This window comes from [Leptolyngbya] sp. PCC 7376, assembly GCF_000316605.1.
Lineage (GTDB): Bacteria > Cyanobacteriota > Cyanobacteriia > Cyanobacteriales > MRBY01 > MRBY01.
The window spans coordinates 3,721,555-3,738,074 of the sequence record NC_019683.1; the positions used below are offsets into that span (position 1 = coordinate 3,721,555).

At 44.8% G+C, this 16,520-nt stretch carries 16 protein-coding genes and 4 pseudogenes; 11 read left to right on the forward strand and 9 right to left on the reverse strand.

The features are described from left to right. The first annotated feature begins 28 nt into the window (after window positions 1-28). From LEPTO7376_RS16790 to LEPTO7376_RS16820, 7 genes are all read left to right on the forward strand, one after another. Window positions 29-397, forward strand: a complete 369-nt coding sequence (locus LEPTO7376_RS16790; protein ID WP_015135328.1) for a 2Fe-2S iron-sulfur cluster-binding protein — start codon at window positions 29-31, stop codon at window positions 395-397. A 108-nt stretch (window positions 398-505) separates the two neighbouring features. Next, the gene (locus LEPTO7376_RS16795) at window positions 506-1,342 is read left to right on the forward strand and encodes an inositol monophosphatase family protein (RefSeq protein WP_015135329.1); all 837 of its coding nucleotides are present in this window, start codon (window positions 506-508) and stop codon (window positions 1,340-1,342) included. 77 nt (window positions 1,343-1,419) lie between these two features. Beyond that, window positions 1,420-2,388 carry a DnaJ domain-containing protein gene (locus LEPTO7376_RS16800; RefSeq protein WP_015135330.1) on the forward strand — a complete coding sequence of 323 codons (969 nt, stop codon included), beginning with the start codon at window positions 1,420-1,422 and terminating at the stop codon, window positions 2,386-2,388. Between the two features lie 33 nt (window positions 2,389-2,421). After that, window positions 2,422-3,636 carry an ATP phosphoribosyltransferase regulatory subunit gene (locus LEPTO7376_RS16805; RefSeq protein WP_015135331.1) on the forward strand — a complete coding sequence of 405 codons (1,215 nt, stop codon included), beginning with the start codon at window positions 2,422-2,424 and terminating at the stop codon, window positions 3,634-3,636. A 53-nt stretch (window positions 3,637-3,689) separates the two neighbouring features. Then, on the forward strand, window positions 3,690-4,322 hold the full coding sequence (hisG, locus tag LEPTO7376_RS16810; RefSeq protein WP_015135332.1) for an ATP phosphoribosyltransferase: 633 nt from the start codon (window positions 3,690-3,692) through the stop codon (window positions 4,320-4,322). Between the two features lie 134 nt (window positions 4,323-4,456). Next, window positions 4,457-5,770 (forward strand): 30S ribosomal protein S12 methylthiotransferase RimO, encoded by a 1,314-nt coding sequence (gene rimO, locus LEPTO7376_RS16815; RefSeq protein ID WP_015135333.1) that lies wholly within the window; start codon window positions 4,457-4,459, stop codon window positions 5,768-5,770. Between the two features lie 195 nt (window positions 5,771-5,965). Continuing rightward, a complete protein-coding gene (locus LEPTO7376_RS16820; protein WP_015135334.1) occupies window positions 5,966-7,450 on the forward strand; it encodes a DEAD/DEAH box helicase in 1,485 nt (494 codons plus the stop codon). A gap of 179 nt (window positions 7,451-7,629) precedes the next feature. Here LEPTO7376_RS16820 and LEPTO7376_RS25835 read toward each other — a convergent pair. After that, a pseudogene (locus LEPTO7376_RS25835) lies at window positions 7,630-8,001 on the reverse strand (transposase); the annotation flags it as partial. Window positions 8,002-8,107: 106 nt separating this feature from the next. Next, window positions 8,108-8,275: an IS630 transposase-related protein gene (locus tag LEPTO7376_RS29175; protein WP_083891143.1), complete on the reverse strand. Its 168-nt coding sequence runs from the start codon at window positions 8,273-8,275 to the stop codon at window positions 8,108-8,110. An 11-nt stretch (window positions 8,276-8,286) separates the two neighbouring features. On the opposite strand from LEPTO7376_RS29175, the pseudogene LEPTO7376_RS16830 reads away from it, so the two are divergent. Continuing rightward, a pseudogene (locus tag LEPTO7376_RS16830) lies at window positions 8,287-8,520 on the forward strand (IS982 family transposase); the annotation flags it as partial. Window positions 8,521-8,577: 57 nt separating this feature from the next. Then, window positions 8,578-9,449 (forward strand): annotated as a pseudogene (locus LEPTO7376_RS29180) (IS630 family transposase). An 85-nt stretch (window positions 9,450-9,534) separates the two neighbouring features. On the opposite strand, the pseudogene LEPTO7376_RS16845 reads toward LEPTO7376_RS29180, so the two are convergent. Then, a pseudogene (locus LEPTO7376_RS16845) lies at window positions 9,535-10,185 on the reverse strand (IS982 family transposase); the annotation flags it as partial. Next, complete coding sequence (locus tag LEPTO7376_RS25000; RefSeq protein WP_071880703.1) at window positions 10,151-10,459, reverse strand: IS630 transposase-related protein; 309 nt, start codon at window positions 10,457-10,459, stop codon at window positions 10,151-10,153. The pseudogene LEPTO7376_RS16845 and the gene LEPTO7376_RS25000, both read right to left, overlap by 35 nt. Before the next feature lie 144 nt (window positions 10,460-10,603). On the opposite strand from LEPTO7376_RS25000, the gene gloA reads away from it, so the two are divergent. After that, complete coding sequence (gene gloA, locus LEPTO7376_RS16850) at window positions 10,604-10,999, forward strand: lactoylglutathione lyase (protein WP_015135336.1); 396 nt, start codon at window positions 10,604-10,606, stop codon at window positions 10,997-10,999. Window positions 11,000-11,004: 5 nt separating this feature from the next. Here gloA and LEPTO7376_RS16855 read toward each other — a convergent pair whose 3' ends face one another. After that, window positions 11,005-12,132, reverse strand: a complete 1,128-nt coding sequence (locus LEPTO7376_RS16855) for a TMEM43 family protein (RefSeq protein WP_015135337.1) — start codon at window positions 12,130-12,132, stop codon at window positions 11,005-11,007. Between the two features lie 272 nt (window positions 12,133-12,404). On the opposite strand from LEPTO7376_RS16855, the gene LEPTO7376_RS16860 reads away from it, so the two are divergent. Then, entirely contained in the window at window positions 12,405-13,556 is a 1,152-nt protein-coding gene (locus tag LEPTO7376_RS16860) for an alanine--glyoxylate aminotransferase family protein (RefSeq protein ID WP_015135338.1), read from the forward strand. 58 nt (window positions 13,557-13,614) lie between these two features. Here the strand turns inward: LEPTO7376_RS16860 and LEPTO7376_RS16865 are convergent, their stop codons facing one another. The 4 genes from LEPTO7376_RS16865 to LEPTO7376_RS16880 all read right to left on the reverse strand — a co-directional run bounded on the left by LEPTO7376_RS16865 (window position 13,615) and on the right by LEPTO7376_RS16880 (window position 16,516). Further along, on the reverse strand, window positions 13,615-14,607 hold the full coding sequence (locus LEPTO7376_RS16865; RefSeq protein ID WP_015135339.1) for a VOC family protein: 993 nt from the start codon (window positions 14,605-14,607) through the stop codon (window positions 13,615-13,617). 109 nt (window positions 14,608-14,716) lie between these two features. After that, the gene (locus LEPTO7376_RS16870; protein WP_015135340.1) at window positions 14,717-15,259 is read right to left on the reverse strand and encodes an NYN domain-containing protein; all 543 of its coding nucleotides are present in this window, start codon (window positions 15,257-15,259) and stop codon (window positions 14,717-14,719) included. Between the two features lie 354 nt (window positions 15,260-15,613). Then, window positions 15,614-15,952 (reverse strand): P-II family nitrogen regulator, encoded by a 339-nt coding sequence (locus LEPTO7376_RS16875; RefSeq protein ID WP_015135341.1) that lies wholly within the window; start codon window positions 15,950-15,952, stop codon window positions 15,614-15,616. Between the two features lie 129 nt (window positions 15,953-16,081). Then, a complete protein-coding gene (locus LEPTO7376_RS16880; RefSeq protein WP_015135342.1) occupies window positions 16,082-16,516 on the reverse strand; it encodes a thioesterase family protein in 435 nt (144 codons plus the stop codon). Window positions 16,517-16,520 lie beyond the last annotated feature (4 nt).

Sequence of the window (16,520 nt, forward strand, 5' to 3'; positions counted from 1 at the left end):
TTGAAAAAGGCAAGCTTTTATTTGACTTATGTCTAAAACGCACAAAATAACGGTAAATTACCGCCAAATAGATAAAACAGAAACTTTTACTGTCCCAGAGGATGAATATATTCTGCGTAGTCTGGAGCAACAGGGCTTTGAAATTCCTTTTTCTTGTCGTAATGGGGCTTGTACGACTTGTGCTGTGCGGGTCAAGTCTGGTGACCTAGAGCAAAAATATGCAATGGGTTTATCACCGGATCTCCAACGACAGGGCTATGCCCTCATGTGTGTGAGCCACGCAAAAAGCGATTTGGTTGTAGAAACTCAGGATGAAGATGAAGTCTACGAACTACAATTTGGGCGCAATTTTGGGAAAGGTAAAACGCGTTTTGGTTTCCCAATCGAAGATGACTAGGTTTTTTTGATTTAGATACGTTAAAAGGAAAGGGGCGATCGCCCCTTTCTTTTGCTTCTATAAAACATCGCCACAATTTCCACTAGATATCCCCAGCCATTACCGAGCATGACCTATCCCACAAGCGAACAACGTCAGACTTACCTTGAGATTGCAACAGAAGCAGCGTTGAGCGCTGGAGCTGCGCTAAAGCATTACTACGGAAATCTCCAACAGGTACGAGAAAAAGATACCCCTGGTGACTTGATTACCGAGGCTGATACTGCTTCCGAAAAAATCATCATTGAGTTATTACAAAGGCAGTGTCCAGATCTCCCAATCCATGCAGAGGAATCTGGCCAAATTTCTGGCGCAATAGATAGCCCTTTCCTATGGATGATTGATCCCCTCGATGGAACGGTGAATTATGCTCATGGCTATCCGATGTTCTCTGTCTCAATCGCCCTTTTATATGAAGAGAACCCCGTTGTTGGAGTGGTTTACAACCCTTATCGCGATGAACTATTCCGGGCAGCAGAGGGAGCAGGGGCAACATTAAATCGTAAGCCGATTCATGTTTCTAAAACAGAAAAGTTACAGGATAGCCTCCTCACCACTGGTTTTGCCTATGATCGTCGTCAAACGAAAGACAATAATTACATCGAATTTTGCTGTCTCACTCACAAAACCCAAGGAGTGCGACGCGGTGGCTCGGCAGCCCTTGACCTCACCGACGTTGCTTGTGGCAGATTGGATGGCTATTGGGAGCGAGGTATTCAACCTTGGGATATGTCCGCAGGAATCTGTATTTTGCGGGAGGCAGGGGGACTAGTTACCGCTTATGATGAGAGTCCATTGAAATTGCAGAATGGCCGATTGCTTGCGACAAATCACAAAATTCATAGTCAATTGAGCCAAACCCTAGGGTCAGCAAAGGGGTGGTTTATGGACTATTACAAGAGCTAAACTACTATGGCACTCTGCTGTGTTCAATCGCTAAATCCGTCATAATTAAAACCATTACGCCCGAGAATTTCTGAGATATGTCATTTGTTATCCGCCAAGGACTGTTTTTACTAGATATTGCTGACCACTATGCTGTTCTCGGTTTACCAGTGGATGCAGGGTCAAAAACAGTGCGGAAAGCATATCTTAAGATTGCTCAGCGATTACACCCAGATACTTGTAAGGCAAAGGATGCCGCGGAGAAACAGCTAGCGAGTGAACTCCTATCTAAGCTTGTGAATCCGGCCTACGAACAACTCTCTAAACCTGTTTCTTGGTCTGAGTTTCAAGTGGTTATTAAGCAGCTTTCGAAACAGCTCAATCAAAAAAGCGATACTCCCCTCAAACTTAAGTCGGCGATCGCCCAAGATTTAGTCAAAGATTTAGACAAGCTGGAAGTGGAATATCACAATAAAGTTCGGGAAGTAGCCCAGACAAATTATCGAGATCTCTCAACAACACTCGATAACATTGGTGCCCTCAGCGAATTAAATCTAGTTTTTCTGAAAAATACAGTCCAGGAAAATACAGGCCTATTGAGCAATAGCACTTCGCCAGGACGCACAACAAGAACAAACTCTCGTACCACATCATCCTCTTCGCCAGCATCAGTAACCCCAGAAAGGAATACTACTGCTCCAGCGAAAACAACAACATCATCGTCCCTCGAAGCTGCGATATGGCGAGGTGAGCAGCACCTCAAAAAGAAAAAATTTGCGAAAGCAACCCTCGAATTTCGTGAAGCAATCAAACTTGATCCCAACTCCGTCAGAGCCCATGCCTTAATGGGTATTTCTTATCTCCAACAAAAGCAGATTGCGATGGCTAAAGTCCATATCAAGAAAGCCTATATGGCTAAGCCTAGTGACCCTCTGGCTCGTAAAGCAAAACAGCTTCTTGAAAAGGCGATGGGTAGTGCCCTCGAAACCCAGACAGGCTCGAAAAAATCTGGCAATGAGAAAAAAGGTGGGCTCTTCGGCGGTTTGTTTGGCGGGAAAAAGAAGTAGAATAGGCGACGGCAAACCTGAGAAACCAGTTTTATGATTCACCAACCCCCCGCCGGTGCGAGGGATCTCCTTCCGCTTGAGGTCGCCCAAAAGGCTTGGATTAACGACAATTTACAGCGTGTTTTTCGACGGTGGGGATACCAACGTATCGTTACCTCGACATTGGAATGGCTGGATACATTGACGGCGGGTGGTGCAATTGATGGCTCGCAGGTAGTCCAGGTGCAAACAGTAGCGAGCCAATCTCTCGGTTTACGGCCTGAATTGACGGCTTCCATCGCCCGTGCTGCTGTGACAAGAATGGCAGAGAATACATTTCCACAGCGACTTTGCTACCGAGCCAATGTGTTTCGGCATCCCCCCGATGGCACCCACGGTAAGCAAATGGAGTTTTACCAAGCAGGGGTTGAACTGTTATTCGCCGATGGTATTATTGCAGATGCTGAAATTTTATTACTTCTAACGGATTCTCTAAATGAGCTGGGTCTGGAGGATTGGCAGTTAATTCTTGGGGAAGCGGCCCTTGGGCGATCGCTCCTACAGTCTTTTCCCGCAGATATTCGCGAAACTGTACGCCACTGTATCGCCCATTTAGATCGGGTTAGATTGCAAAGTTTGGAGTTAAGCGACGAACTTAAAGCCTATGCCCTCGATATTTTCGAGCTACGCGGTGAACCAATGGGGGTTTTAGAGCGTGTCAGCAAATTTGAACTGACTCCCGACGCACAAAAAATTGTAGCCAATCTCAAAGCATTATTTGAATTGCTTACAGGTAGCACCGACAAACCTTTACCGATTTTGTTGGATTTAACGCTTATTCAAACCTTTGATTACTACACAGGTATTGTGTTTGAAGCGGTTAGTTTTACAAATAATCAATCCCGGGTGCTTGGTCAGGGTGGGCGTTATGATAAGCTCCTCGGCCTTTACCACCCTCAAAAAGAAGATCATCCTGGCATTGGTTTTTGCCTCAATCTAGAAGAAATCCATAATTGTTTATTGCAAAGCCCACAACTGCCAAACAAGTTGGATGGAAATGCTTGGCTCGTCATTGCGAAAGATTCAGCAGCACAACAGCAAGTTTTTCAATATGCCCAAACTTTACGCCAGGGGGATGAGATTGTCCGCGTGGAAGTGGAATTGGGTGGGCGATCGCCAGAAGACATTTACGATTACGCCAAACGCAGCAAAATTGCGAACCTCGCCTGGGTATCTAGTAGCGACGACCCAAAAATTGAAACTCTCTAGAGCTCATCTCGAAATCTCCAGCATTTATTCAAAAATATACGATTCGACTATCTATGATTACTATTGCCATTCCTAAAGGAGGTCTACTCCCTCAGGCGATCGCCCTACTCCAGGAAGTGGGACTAGACTTTAGCGCCTTCTTAGACAAAAAAAATCGCCAACTTCAAATCACAGATCCGACTGGTACAGCAAAAGCATTATTGGTACGTACCCATGATGTGCCCGTTTATGTTGAATATGGGCAGGCACAACTCGGATTTGCAGGGTACGATGTATTAAGAGAAAAAAAACCAGACGTTGCAAATTTACTCGATCTTAAATTTGGTGGCTGCCGCCTTTCTGTAGCCGTGCCCCAAGCCAGTCCCTACAAAGATCCTCGTCAACTTCCGCCCAATTGCCGCGTTGCTTCCAAGTTTGTTAACTGTGCCAAAGACTATTTTCGTGAGCTAGATTTACCCATCGAAGTTATTCCCCTCCACGGTTCCGTTGAATTAGGACCTATTACCGGTATGTCTGAGGCGATTGTCGACCTCGTCTCCACAGGTAATACCCTGCGTGAAAATAACCTGGAAGAAATCGAAATTTTATTTCAAAGCACAGTACGTCTTATTGCCCACCCCATCAGCTACCGAGCCAATCGCCATAATATTGCCGAATTAGTTCAAAAAATCGAAAAAAACCTCTGATTTCATTCGGAAAAGTAACAAGGTTTGCTGACAACTGCAAAAAAAACTTTTAGCAGCAGCTCAAAATCTATTACAATAAATTAACAATTTGTTTCCAGGCATTGACCTAAGTACCATTTTTTACTAGAGACTGCATGACCACAAAACCTTCAATTGCAATTTCACACCTCGGCTGCGAGAAGAATCGCATCGACTCAGAGCACATGATTGGGCTATTAGCCGAAGCTGGTTACCACGTGGATGCAAATGAAGAGTTAGCGGATTATGTCATCGTCAATACCTGTAGTTTTATTGAAGATGCTCGCGCAGAATCAGTACGAACTCTTGTTGAGCTTGCCGAAGCAGACAAGAAAATCGTTATCTCTGGTTGTATGGCGCAACATTTTCAAGAACAGCTTTTAGAAGAATTACCAGAAGCCGTGGCCTTGGTGGGCACTGGTGACTATCACAAAATTGTTGATGTCATTGAGCGTGCCGAGCAAGGTGAGATTGTTAAGGAAGTTTCAGAAGAGCTGACTTATATCGCGGATGAAACAGTTCCCCGTTATCGCACTACCAATGAAGCTGTTGCCTATGTGCGAGTGGCAGAAGGTTGTGATTATCGCTGCGCGTTTTGCATTATTCCCCATCTCCGAGGGGATCAGCGATCACGTCCCATTGAATCCATTGTTGCTGAAGCAAAACAGTTAGCAGCTCAGGGTGTGCAAGAAATTATTCTGATTTCTCAAATCACCACAAATTACGGCAAAGATATTTATGGCAAACCTAAACTGGCTGAACTTCTCAGAGCTTTAGGTGAAGTCGATATTCCTTGGATCCGCATCCATTATGCTTATCCCACAGGGTTAACACCTGAAGTGATTGAAGCGATGCGAGACACCAAAAACGTTATTCCTTATCTGGATCTACCGCTACAACATTCCCATCCAGAAATCCTTCGGGCGATGAACCGTCCTTGGCAGGGGCGAGTCAATGACGAGATCATTGAGAACCTCAAAGCTGCCTTGCCCGATGCAATTTTGCGCACCACCTTTATCGTGGGTTTCCCCGGCGAAACTGAGGAGCATTTCCAGCACCTCGTAGAGTTTGTGAAACGCCATGAGTTTGATCATGTCGGCGTGTTTACTTTTTCTCCGGAAGAAGGGACGCCCGCCATTGATCTCCCAAATCAACTACCGCAGGACGTGAAGGATCGCCGTCGGGATGCTCTGATGGAAATTCAACAGCCGATTGCTGCCCGCCGCAACGAAATTTGTGTCGGACAAACGGTGGATGTGCTGATCGAACAGGAAAATCCCACAACTGGAGAGCTAGTCGGGCGATCGCCCAGATTTGCACCAGACGTGGATGGACTTGTGTATATCGAAGGAGAAGCCTCCTTGGGTAGCCTTGTCCCTGTTCAAATTACCGCTGCGGATATTTACGATCTTTACGGCACTATCGCCTAATAATTCTCGTAACTAGACCGTTCAGCCACAGCCCCCGGCATTGTCCAGACTGTTAAGCAGCATCCAATTGGTTTAACTAAAAAACCCAGTTTGGGAAGAAAGGGTTGGGGGAGAGATTGACACAATTTTTATGTGAATCTCGCAATTTTGTAAAACCTTAGCAAATTACCCATCCATAAACCTTATAACTTTTTTATGACCACCACTTTTCAAAACATCGGCCTCTCTGAAGCACGCGCTAACCTTTTAGAAAATATTGGTTTCGAGAAGCCCACAGAAATTCAAACCAAGGCGATTCCCGCAATTCTTGAAGGCAGAGATGTCGTCGGTCTTTCCCAGACTGGTACAGGTAAAACGGCCGCCTATTCTTTACCTTTCCTCGAAAAAATTGATCTCCAAGATAAAGCTGTACAGGGTCTGATTTTGACACCAACTCGTGAGTTGGCAATGCAAGTCACCCAGGCTCTTAAGCAATTTGCTGTAGACCGTCGCCTATGGGTCTTGACTGTTTGTGGTGGTCAATCCATGGAACGTCAAATCCGTAGCCTCCAAAAGGGCGTTCATATCGTTGTTGGTACGCCTGGTCGTGTAATCGACTTATTAGAGCGCGGTAAATTGTCTTTTGAAGATCTTCGTTGGGCAGTACTCGATGAAGCAGATGAAATGCTCAGCATGGGCTTCATCGATGATGTAAAGAGAATTTTGCGTCAATCTCCTGCTTCTCGTCAAACGGCTTGTTTCTCTGCGACAATGCCCCCCGCAATTCGTGATTTGGTTGCAAACTTCCTTGAAGAGCCCATCAATATAACGATTAAGCAGCCTCAGGTTACACCTGACCGCATTAAGCAGGAAGCTTATATGATTCCTCGCGGTTGGTCTAAGACAAAGGCTTTGTTGCCTATTCTTGAGATGGCAAATCCTGAGTCAGCCATTATTTTTGTACGAACGAAGCGAACGGCATCTGAGTTAACAAATGAATTGCTTGAAGCAGGTCAAAGTGCTGATGAGTACCATGGTGACCTCAGCCAAGCTCAGCGTGAAAAGCTGGTACGGCGATTCAAGGATGGCCGCATTAAGATGATCGTTGCAACTGATATTGCGGCGCGTGGTCTTGATGTTGCAAACCTCAGCCACGTAGTGAACTTCGACCTTCCTGACAATACGGAAAGCTATATTCACCGGATTGGTCGGACTGGTCGTGCTGGTAAAACTGGTACGGCGATCGCCCTTGTAGAGCCTAGTGATCGTCGCTTGTTGCGCCAGATTGAGCGTCGTGTGAAGCAATCCCTAACAACTTGCAAAATTCCTAGTCGTCCTGAGGTTGAAGCAAATCGCATTAACCGTCTTGAGACTCAGGTTCGTGAAGCGCTTGCTGGTGAGCGGATGGCCTCTTTCCTCCCCATCGTTAAGCGTTTAGGCGATGAGTACGATCCTCAGGCGATCGCCGCTGCAGTATTGCAGATGACCTACGATCAGCACACTCCCGATTGGATGACTGAAGATTGGGATGTTCCTGAAGTTGGTAAAGGTGGTCTACCTAAGCCTGTTAAAGGTGGCGGTGGTCGTCGTGGTGGCGGCGGTTACCGTGGCAAAGGTGGCTACAAAGGCAAAGGTGGTGGCGGTGGTTACCGTGGCGATCGCCGTGGCGGCCGTCGTTCCTACAGCTCTAACCGTGGCTAAGTTTTCGCATAAATTAATTTATTAGCCAAATAAATATAGTCCTTTTCTATTTAGTTGAGGACTTTTTGTGTATAGAAATCAAGGTGCAATCTCTACATATAGTCATTTCGAATGAGTTCTAGAGGATTGATTGCGATAGCAGTAGTCGACTATCAGCTCGTCAAGACTCATCCCTTCCTCTAATCTATATACTGTCTTCGTTTCTTTAATTCGGCAAAGTCATGTTCTATCTTGTTGAGGTCTGGTGAATATTTCGGTAGCAATTTCACTTGATGACCTTGCTGCTGAACTATTTCTCTGATCTTGTTCTTGCAATGAATCGGAGCATTATCCAGAATCAGTACAGACTTCTGCGATAACCGTTTCATTAACCATTGTGATAGCCATTTTTCAAAGCAGGCAACATTCACACTACCCGTCACTAACATCGGTGCGATGATTTTCCCATCTTGTCTGGCAGCTAGTAGATTCTCTCTCTTCTCTCGTTTACCTATTCTGCTGCTGTAAAGCTCCTGACCTCGGCGCGACCAGCCATATCTTGTGTAGACCCGATTATCAAAGCCTCATTCATCGATAAAAGCGAGTTTCTTTGGCCTAACAGTTTTGAAGATTGCTCGTAGATCTCTCAGATATTGTTGTCGTTCTCGATGAGCACGTTCACGATACTTTTGCTCTTTTTTTTCTGGTTATTTTCATTTGCTTCAAGGCATAGTGCATTGAACTGATCTTCACACCAAAGTACTGTGCTCTATCTACTAAAACGTGAGTTCTGGATAAGGAAAGAAAAGGAGAAAGCCCATATCGTGGAAGTTGTAACGAATCCACGGCTTTCTCCCATGTCCAGTCTAGAGGCTCTGTTTTGCCATGTTGATGATTTCTGTCGAATCTTTGAACCCTTATGGCATCAAGCGTTACTCAGCTCTGGCAAAAAATACCGTCGCCGTCAGAGAAGCCTCAGTCTGAGTGAGGTGATGACTATTCTCATTGCTTTCCATCAATCTCACTATCGAAATTTCAAGCATTTCTATCTCATCAAGGTGAAATACGATTGGCAACAAGAGTTTCCTCTATAGCAGGCAAGGAGTGGGTTAAGACAGAATAGGATAGAAGCAATAAACATAGATGCCATGCCTGCTCCCCATAGTCTTGATTTACGCCTAAAAGCTGTTGCCGCCTTCGATAAAGGTGAACGAAAAAGTGATATCTGTCGCTTCTTTGGTATTAGCCGAAATACGCTAGACCTGTGGCTGAAACGACGAGAGAAAATCGGTTCAGTCGCTCCGAAGACAGATTACCGTCGAGGCCCTCAACCGAAGATTAATGATCTAGATGCTTTTCGTGCTTTTGCAGAGGAATATGGGCATCTAACCCAGAAGGAAATGGCGGAGAAATGGCCAGAGTCTATTAGTGATGCATCCAGACGTGAAGCTCTACGGAAAATTGAATTTACTCGAAAAAAAAGACCTATCGATATCAAGAGAGAGATAAAGAATTAGAAAAAGCATTTGTGGCACAACTGAAGCAGTATGGCCAAGAACGACTCGTATATATCGATGAAAGTGGATTTGATAATACCTTAGATTATGGGTATGGCTACTGCCATAAGTCAGAGAGGTTTATCGCAGAGAAGTTAGGTCATCGTACAGAACGAGTTAGCGTGATTGGAGGATGGCGAGAGGGAGAGCAGATAGCACCGATGGTATTTGAGGGCTATGCCAACAGCGCCTTAGTTTGCCAATGGGTAGAGGATTGCTTAGTGCCAGAGTTGATTCCGGGTCAAATTATTATTCTGGATAATGCCAGTGTTCATCCAAAGGAAAGAATACAAACATTGGTGGCGAAGGCAGGATGTGAAGTGATATTTTTGCCACCCTACTCACCACACCTGAACAAGATAGAGAAGTTTTGGGGGAGGTTAAAGAAGGAGGTAAGTAAGCTCATCAAGAAGACTGAGGATTTGTTCGATGCCATCAGAATAGCCTTCTGTTCTATGTCCTAACCTTCTCCTTCGCTGCTATAGCTGTGAGCTATCAACGCTTTGTGACATGGATACCTTCGAGCTTGATTCCTCTCTGTACATATCTGCGACGAGGCTTAGCTAGAAGCATCACATCATATTCTTCTTGTAAATACTGTGCCAGAGGTTGAGAGACATAGCCTTTATCTGCAAAGACTTTTCCCGATAACCCTTTCAAAAGCTCCACTACCGGTTTTCTATCATCGGTGTTGCCGGGTGTGACTTTCACATTGAGTAATTCTCCACGGTCATTGATAACCAGATGTAGTTTGAAACCAAAGAACCAACCCACAGAGGTTTTACCTCGAGCGGCATGACCTTCAAAAACGCGATGTTGAGAGATGCGGCGATTGTGACAAACCTTGATACTGGTGGCATCAATGAAACTAATACCTGTGCATTGACCATAACAGTGCTGTAGGTAGACACATAGAGGTACTAACGTCGAAGGCATCCACTCCACAAAACGTTGGTCACTCACGGCTCTGGGAAAAGCTCTTCGCCAGTGATGACGCACATTGATGAGATAGAAATATTTAAAATTGCGATAGTGAGATTGGTGAAAAGCAATCAATATCGTCATTATCTCGCTGAGACTAAGGCTTCTGGGGCGACGCCGTCGCTTTTGCTTTGAGGCCAGTAATTGCTGTTGCCATTGAGGTTCGAAGACTTGGCAGACATCATCAACAGCACAAAACAAAGGTTCTAGACTGGTCATGGGAGAAAGTGGTGGATTGCTTATTAACTTCCACAATATGCACTTTCTCCTTTTTCTTTCTTATCCCGAACTCACGTTGTTTTACATGTTCAGTGACTGCTTGCCAGTCCAACTTACGGCGACGACGTGTCACGATGGTGGGACGTAAATCTGGGCGATTGAGCCAACTATAGACAGTGGCTTCTGAGACTTCATAGCGTCTTGCCGTTTCTGCTTTGCTGCCGTCAGAGCGTACGAAGTTTACTACTCTTTTTCTCAGGTCTAAGCTATACATCCTCTCGTCTCTATTCTTTATTCGAAATTACTATATTTGTGAGGTGAAGCAGCAAAATCCAAAAAAGTAGAATCGCTTTTGCTGTGAACTAATCCCCAAGACTTTCTAAAATGATTATTGACTTGACCTCAGGAAAAATCAGCTATGAAAATGCTACATACCATGATTCGCGTGGGAAACCTCGACGAATCGATAAACTTCTACTGTGATGTCCTCGGCATGAAGCTTTTGCGTAAAAAGGACTACCCTGGTGGCAAATTCACCCTTGCTTTTGTGGGCTATGGTGACGAAAAAGACAATACTGTTATCGAACTAACCCACAACTGGGATACCGATAGCTACGACCTCGGCAACGGCTTTGGTCATGTGGCTCTCGGTGTTGATGACATTTACGGCACTTGCGAGAAAATCCGTGAACTCGGCGGCAAGATTTCGCGCGAACCAGGCCCAATGAAACATGGCACTACAGTCATTGCCTTCGTCGAAGATCCCAATGGCTACAAAATTGAGCTAATCCAACTCAAAAAGGCGATCGCCTAATTCACCTAAGCGGATGCGTCGGCAGTTTTATTTTTGCGTCGTTTTGTCCAACGGTAGGCGGCAAAGCCACTGAGTCCGAGGGCTAAAAAGATCATGATCGGACTATGCAGAATGATCGAGATCAAGATAGTGACACTGGACAAAATCGCCGCAAGGATAAACGCGACAAACCCCGACGCATTTCGACTTAAACCACCCAGAAATGGAATGAAGTCGAGCACTACGCTCAAAGGCTCAACCATCATGCTTAAACCAGCCCACATCATGCCGAATCCGACAAATCGCAGAATCCAAGTCATTGTTTTATGAGATGACGCAAGGGAGGCGATCGCCTCTTCTCTAGTCCCTTTCAACAACCGATAAACCGAAATCCCGCGTGTGTCATGGGGAGCCAAACTTTGCGATGCACCTAATTCACCAAATACTGTTGTTTGAATATCGCTGGGAAGAGATTGGTAACTGAGACGAATGTCCCCAATTTGCGGCGCTTGCAGCGTTCCTTGACCTAAAAAGAGATAGTTTCCAGATTGCTTCGACTTATATTCCGGTAAGACATTTTCAGGAGAAAGACTCACACCAGTAGAAACTGGATAGGACAAACGAGCTAAATCTAATTTGTAATCACCTACGTTGGCAGCACCAACTTTAAAGCTTTCATTATCAATTGTCTTTGTGGGGTTTTGGTGGCCACTTGGTTGCTCAAAATTCGCGGAATTCGCGGGACTCGCTGTCCACCTTTTTTCATAGGAATAGGTCGTTGTTTTAGTCTCTGAACCGCCAGTATTTTTCTTCGTTTCAGTACTGCTTTGCTCAACCCACGCAAACATTTCCGTTTTACGCTCAAGGGCAATATAGTTGCCCGGTGCGAGATAGGGATTATCGCCAAGGGTTTCAGTCGTGTTTAGATTGCCTGTGACCGAGACAAATTCGCCAACATCTGTGGTGGGTGCGCCAGTGGCTGCAATTTCCGTAGAGGTTTTGGCGACCTTGGATAAATCGATCCGTCCTTCATTCCAATACAACACCCCAAAGGATATGAGGAATAACAAAATCCCAAGGAACACGCCAATAATCGAATTTTTGATGCGTTCAAAATAGCCAATCGTTTCTGTCTTAACAACTTGGTCACTCATAGGTCGGGCGGAAAATCGTAGAAAATCAGTGGGTTTTGAGCCATTTTAGGATAGTCTTTAGAGCGCGTATTTTCGTGTTTTGTGACGCTTTGCAACTATCCGTAATGTTCCCGCGATAAGATTTGGCGGGATATTACTCTTCATGAATGTCTATACACACATAAAAATCTTGATCTGGGCGATCGCATAGGATAGGATTTAGCTCTGCAAAACCATCGAACACTATTGGGTGGCGGCGTTTTAAGACAAAATCTACGCGAGGAAATAACGAAATGGAAGATAAACATATGCTGATGATTCCGGGGCCAACACCAGTCCCAGAGAGTGTGCTTTTGGCGATGGCAAAGCATCCCATTGGTCATCGGAGTGCAGCATTTAGCGAGATCATGGCGGAGGTAACTGAAAATCTCCAATGGCTCTTCCAAACGAAAAATGATGTGTTCTGTCTTGCGGCTAGTGGCACTGGCGCGATGGAAGCTGGTCTCATTAACTTTCTCAGCCCTAAAGATAAAGTTCTCGTTGGCACTAATGGTAAGTTCGGCGATCGCTGGGCCATTATCTGCGAAAAATATGGCATGGATGTGGAGCGAATCGCAGCGCCCTGGGGACAACCTCTCGACCCCGCAGCTTTTAAAGCAAAATTAGACGCAGACACAAATAAAGAAATTAAAGGCGTTGTCGTCACCCACTCCGAAACATCGACTGGTGTCCTCAACGACCTCGAAACCATCAGTGGTTATGTGAAAGAGCATGGTGCATTGATGATTGTGGATTCTGTCACTAGCATGGGCTCTTGCAATGTGCCCGTTGATGAGTGGGGTCTCGATGTGGTTGCCACCGGTTCCCAGAAAGGCTTTATGTTGCCCCCCGGTTTAGGTTTTGTCTCCGTGAGTGATAAAGCTTGGGAAGCCTATGAAACTGCGACAATTCCTTGCTTCTATCTCGATCTAAAAGCTGCAAAGAAGAGTCTCGCGAAAAACACCACACCTTTCACCCCTCCCGTAAACTTGATTTTCGGTTTGCAAACCGCACTGCAAATGATGAAGCGAGAAGGTCTCCAAGAAATTTTTGCGCGCCATGAACGCCTCACTGAAGCAACCCGTGCAGCAGTGAAAGCTATTGGTCTTAAAACATTTGCACCTGATACCCATGCAAGTAAGGCGGTTACGTCCGTTGATCCAGCTCCCATCGGTGCTGAAGATATCCGCAAAGGAATGCGTTCTCAGTTTGATATTGCGCTCGCTGGTGGCCAGGATGATTACAAAGGGAAAATCTTCCGCATTGGTCACCTCGGTTTCGTGCATGAACGTGACGTAATTACAGCGATGGCAGCCCTCGAAGCAACTTTGCAGGGTCTTGGCCACACTGGTTTTGAGTCTGGTGCAGCGGTTAAGGCCGCAGCGGCTGTTTTTCAGAAAGCTTAGTTAAAGGCTAAATAATTTGCATGTGTCCCTGGTTCTTTAATTGAGCTAGGGATTTATTTTAGATGAAGAAAAAATAGATGGATAAAGCAATCCACATCACCATAATTAACCAATAAATAATTGGATTTTCACGGCATTCGACCAGCTCAAAGAAATAAGTTGAACCGCTCTGGATGTCTGGAATCACCCAAAGCAGAAAAAGAATACCCCATACCCAATTGAGGTTGAGAATAATTGCCAGAGTAACAAAAAATAAGCCTAAACTAGCTCGCCATTTAAACTGAGATTTCTCGGAATGCTTAGTAGCGCCAGATTCTTTTTTCGTCTCGATAAGATAAAAAGCCGCTCCTTGGGAGTCATAAGCGAGGAGTGCTGGGCGATCGCCGACCTTATCTTCTGCTACAACCTGACCACCAGCCTTTTCAACAGATTGATATGCAGCATCAAGATTCTCAACGGCAAAATAAACGCCCCAATATTCTTTATCACCTTTGATCTCATTACTCGTAACGCGAATGCCTGCGATTAATTTCCCATCACTATAAATTTCGTGGCGATCGCCTTCCTTCGTAGATCTAATTTCCCAATTAAAAAGCTGAGTGTAGAACTCTTTAACGCTCTCTAAATCTGAAATATGTAGCTCATGCCATGCCCTCTGGCCTTGAAGTTGAACTGTATTCTGCGTAGCGAAAGCCTCTCCTTCATAGCAAGTAAATCCAGCACCTAATGGGTCTCGAATCAAAGTAATGGCTCCGCCCCCAGGAGCAGCTTCAGGTTTGACTTCTACCTTACCACCGAGTTTTGGAGCGCGTTCGGCGATCGCCTGAATATCTTGCACCTGAATATAAGACATCCAAAAAGATGGCATCTTAATGCGCTGAAATTTTTTAGGCATAGGGTACAGTCCAGCCACTGGCTCACGCTTCGCCTGGCAAAGCAAATATTGATTACCAATATCCTGAAATTTCCACCCAAAACATCGACGATAAAATTGCTTAGCAGCTGCCAGATCAAAGGTAGATAGATCTGCCCAAATAAAAGAATTTTTCATGATCTCTCCCCGATGCTGACGAGATCATAGCTTAACTTTTTCAACGCATCGATGGACTACAAAATAGACTCTCGATATTGAAAAAGCCCTATTAAAAAACACTTATTTCTTAACGACCAAAACGGAGCTGTTCTAACTTCTGTTGTGTTTTTGGGTCAAGACTATTGAGGAGATGACGACCACGTTTTGATCGGTGTGTTTTGTGATGGTTGCGAGATTTACGGTTCGCTGCAATGATAGCCGTTTGTAGTTTTAAAGAGGACATCCATTCTGCACCATAGCCTACGACTGTGTGGCGTTGGGCTTGGTCTGAAGTGACAACGATGATGCGATTGGGGATGGTATAGGTGTGGCGAAAATTTGCGCAGGTTCTCTCAATATATGTGTCGGCGGTTTCGGAGAACGCAGTATAGCAAACGGATAAAAGCTGAGTATAGTCTTCTTCGTGGCTCGGTGTGTTTTGATATTGGGCATCAAAAACAACTTTTGTTTTGTAAGTATTGTGGGAGGCATAGTTAATCAGAACTTCTATTAGTTCGTCCCTTGCCATTTCTAGACCATGTTCGTCGCGGGTTTCTTTTAGCTCATTCCAAGCTCCAATAACGTTATAGCCATCCACCAAGACTAGAGCACTTGCAGATAAGGACTTCATGATCCAATGATTTAACCTCCATTTTATTTTTTGCAAACCTTAATATTAATTAAGGAAGCTTTATCGTAGCAAGTTTCGTCACTTGCTTGTTAATTCTGGGGATCAAAACGATGGGTTTGAAAAGGCTCTCTGTGATACTTTTGGGATTTCAATAAATGCTGAAATAGAGATTCCTCCTCATCGCCTTTATAAAAGATAGTTTGAGCTCCTTACTTATTTTTCACTATCTGGAATCCTTATGGTTGATGGCGATCGCCCAAGAAATGACCATAAAAAATCTCCCTTCTGTTAATACCAAAAGAGAGACTGAATTTTTGAATAAATTATTTCGCGAAAATCAGATGGTCGAAAGTTTTAAACTGCTTCGAGATCCTTTTCACCAGTACGGATACGAATGATCTCGTCAACGGGGGAAACGAAGATTTTGCCATCGCCAATCTCACCAGTACGAGCCGCAGCAACGATTTTATCGACAACGTTATCCACTTGGTCGTCGTCGATTACGATTTCAAGCTTGAGCTTCTGAAGAAACTCAACAGTGTATTCAGAACCACGGTAGCGTTCTGTTTGACCCTTTTGGCGACCGAAGCCTCTGACTTCAGATACGGTCATACCAACGATTCCAGCATTGACAAGGGCAATTTTTACTTCATCGAGCTTGAAAGGACGAATAATCGCTTCTACTTTTTTCATTGAGATAACTCCTTTTTCTTGTGCGGGATTTTAAAGATGATGTGAAATAAACGGAATTAAATTCGCTTGCTGACTTGTTTTAGCATCGCTTTAGCAGCGAAATGGTCAAATCCAAGACAATTGTACAGGTTAACTTTTCTGGTCTGGGTATTTCGGCGCATTCTGTAACCATTTTTCGAGAATCTTGGGCAGTTGGGCAAGTTTACGATCTGTTGCGGAGATTGATGTGTGTTTTGTCGTGGCCTGAGCAACTAATTTGTCTGAGCCAGCTTTTAAGAGTTGATATTGCACCGTAAATTTGTTGGGCTTTTTTGGGTTGACTACTGGGAAAAGCTTAATGAGTAAACGATCGCCCCACCGGATAGGACGAAAAAAATCAATATCTGCGTGAACAATGGGAAGAGCAATTTCACCACGCTCAAGTAAATTTTGCCAATCGAAACCCAGATCAGTGAGGCAATGCTCATAGGCTTCATGGCAAATATGGAGAAGATTTGCGAAATATACGACGCCAGCGGCATCAGTATCGTTTAAATGGATAGTGCGTTGGTATGAATAACCCATAGAA

Bases quoted from the DNA above. Each gene is read 5' to 3' on its own strand.
- LEPTO7376_RS16790 (WP_015135328.1), top strand. From the start codon at position 29: ATGTCTAAAACGCACAAAATAACGGTAAATTACCGCCAAATAGATAAA.
- LEPTO7376_RS16795 (WP_015135329.1), top strand. From the start codon at position 506: ATGACCTATCCCACAAGCGAACAACGTCAGACTTACCTTGAGATTGCA.
- LEPTO7376_RS16800 (WP_015135330.1), top strand. From the start codon at position 1,420: ATGTCATTTGTTATCCGCCAAGGACTGTTTTTACTAGATATTGCTGAC.
- LEPTO7376_RS16805 (WP_015135331.1), top strand. From the start codon at position 2,422: ATGATTCACCAACCCCCCGCCGGTGCGAGGGATCTCCTTCCGCTTGAG.
- hisG (WP_015135332.1), top strand. From the start codon at position 3,690: ATGATTACTATTGCCATTCCTAAAGGAGGTCTACTCCCTCAGGCGATC.
- rimO (WP_015135333.1), top strand. From the start codon at position 4,457: ATGACCACAAAACCTTCAATTGCAATTTCACACCTCGGCTGCGAGAAG.
- LEPTO7376_RS16820 (WP_015135334.1), top strand. From the start codon at position 5,966: ATGACCACCACTTTTCAAAACATCGGCCTCTCTGAAGCACGCGCTAAC.
- LEPTO7376_RS25000 (WP_071880703.1), bottom strand. From the start codon at position 10,459: ATGTATAGCTTAGACCTGAGAAAAAGAGTAGTAAACTTCGTACGCTCT.
- gloA (WP_015135336.1), top strand. From the start codon at position 10,604: ATGAAAATGCTACATACCATGATTCGCGTGGGAAACCTCGACGAATCG.
- LEPTO7376_RS16855 (WP_015135337.1), bottom strand. From the start codon at position 12,132: ATGAGTGACCAAGTTGTTAAGACAGAAACGATTGGCTATTTTGAACGC.
- LEPTO7376_RS16860 (WP_015135338.1), top strand. From the start codon at position 12,405: ATGGAAGATAAACATATGCTGATGATTCCGGGGCCAACACCAGTCCCA.
- LEPTO7376_RS16865 (WP_015135339.1), bottom strand. From the start codon at position 14,607: ATGAAAAATTCTTTTATTTGGGCAGATCTATCTACCTTTGATCTGGCA.
- LEPTO7376_RS16870 (WP_015135340.1), bottom strand. From the start codon at position 15,259: ATGAAGTCCTTATCTGCAAGTGCTCTAGTCTTGGTGGATGGCTATAAC.
- LEPTO7376_RS16875 (WP_015135341.1), bottom strand. From the start codon at position 15,952: ATGAAAAAAGTAGAAGCGATTATTCGTCCTTTCAAGCTCGATGAAGTA.
- LEPTO7376_RS16880 (WP_015135342.1), bottom strand. From the start codon at position 16,516: ATGGGTTATTCATACCAACGCACTATCCATTTAAACGATACTGATGCC.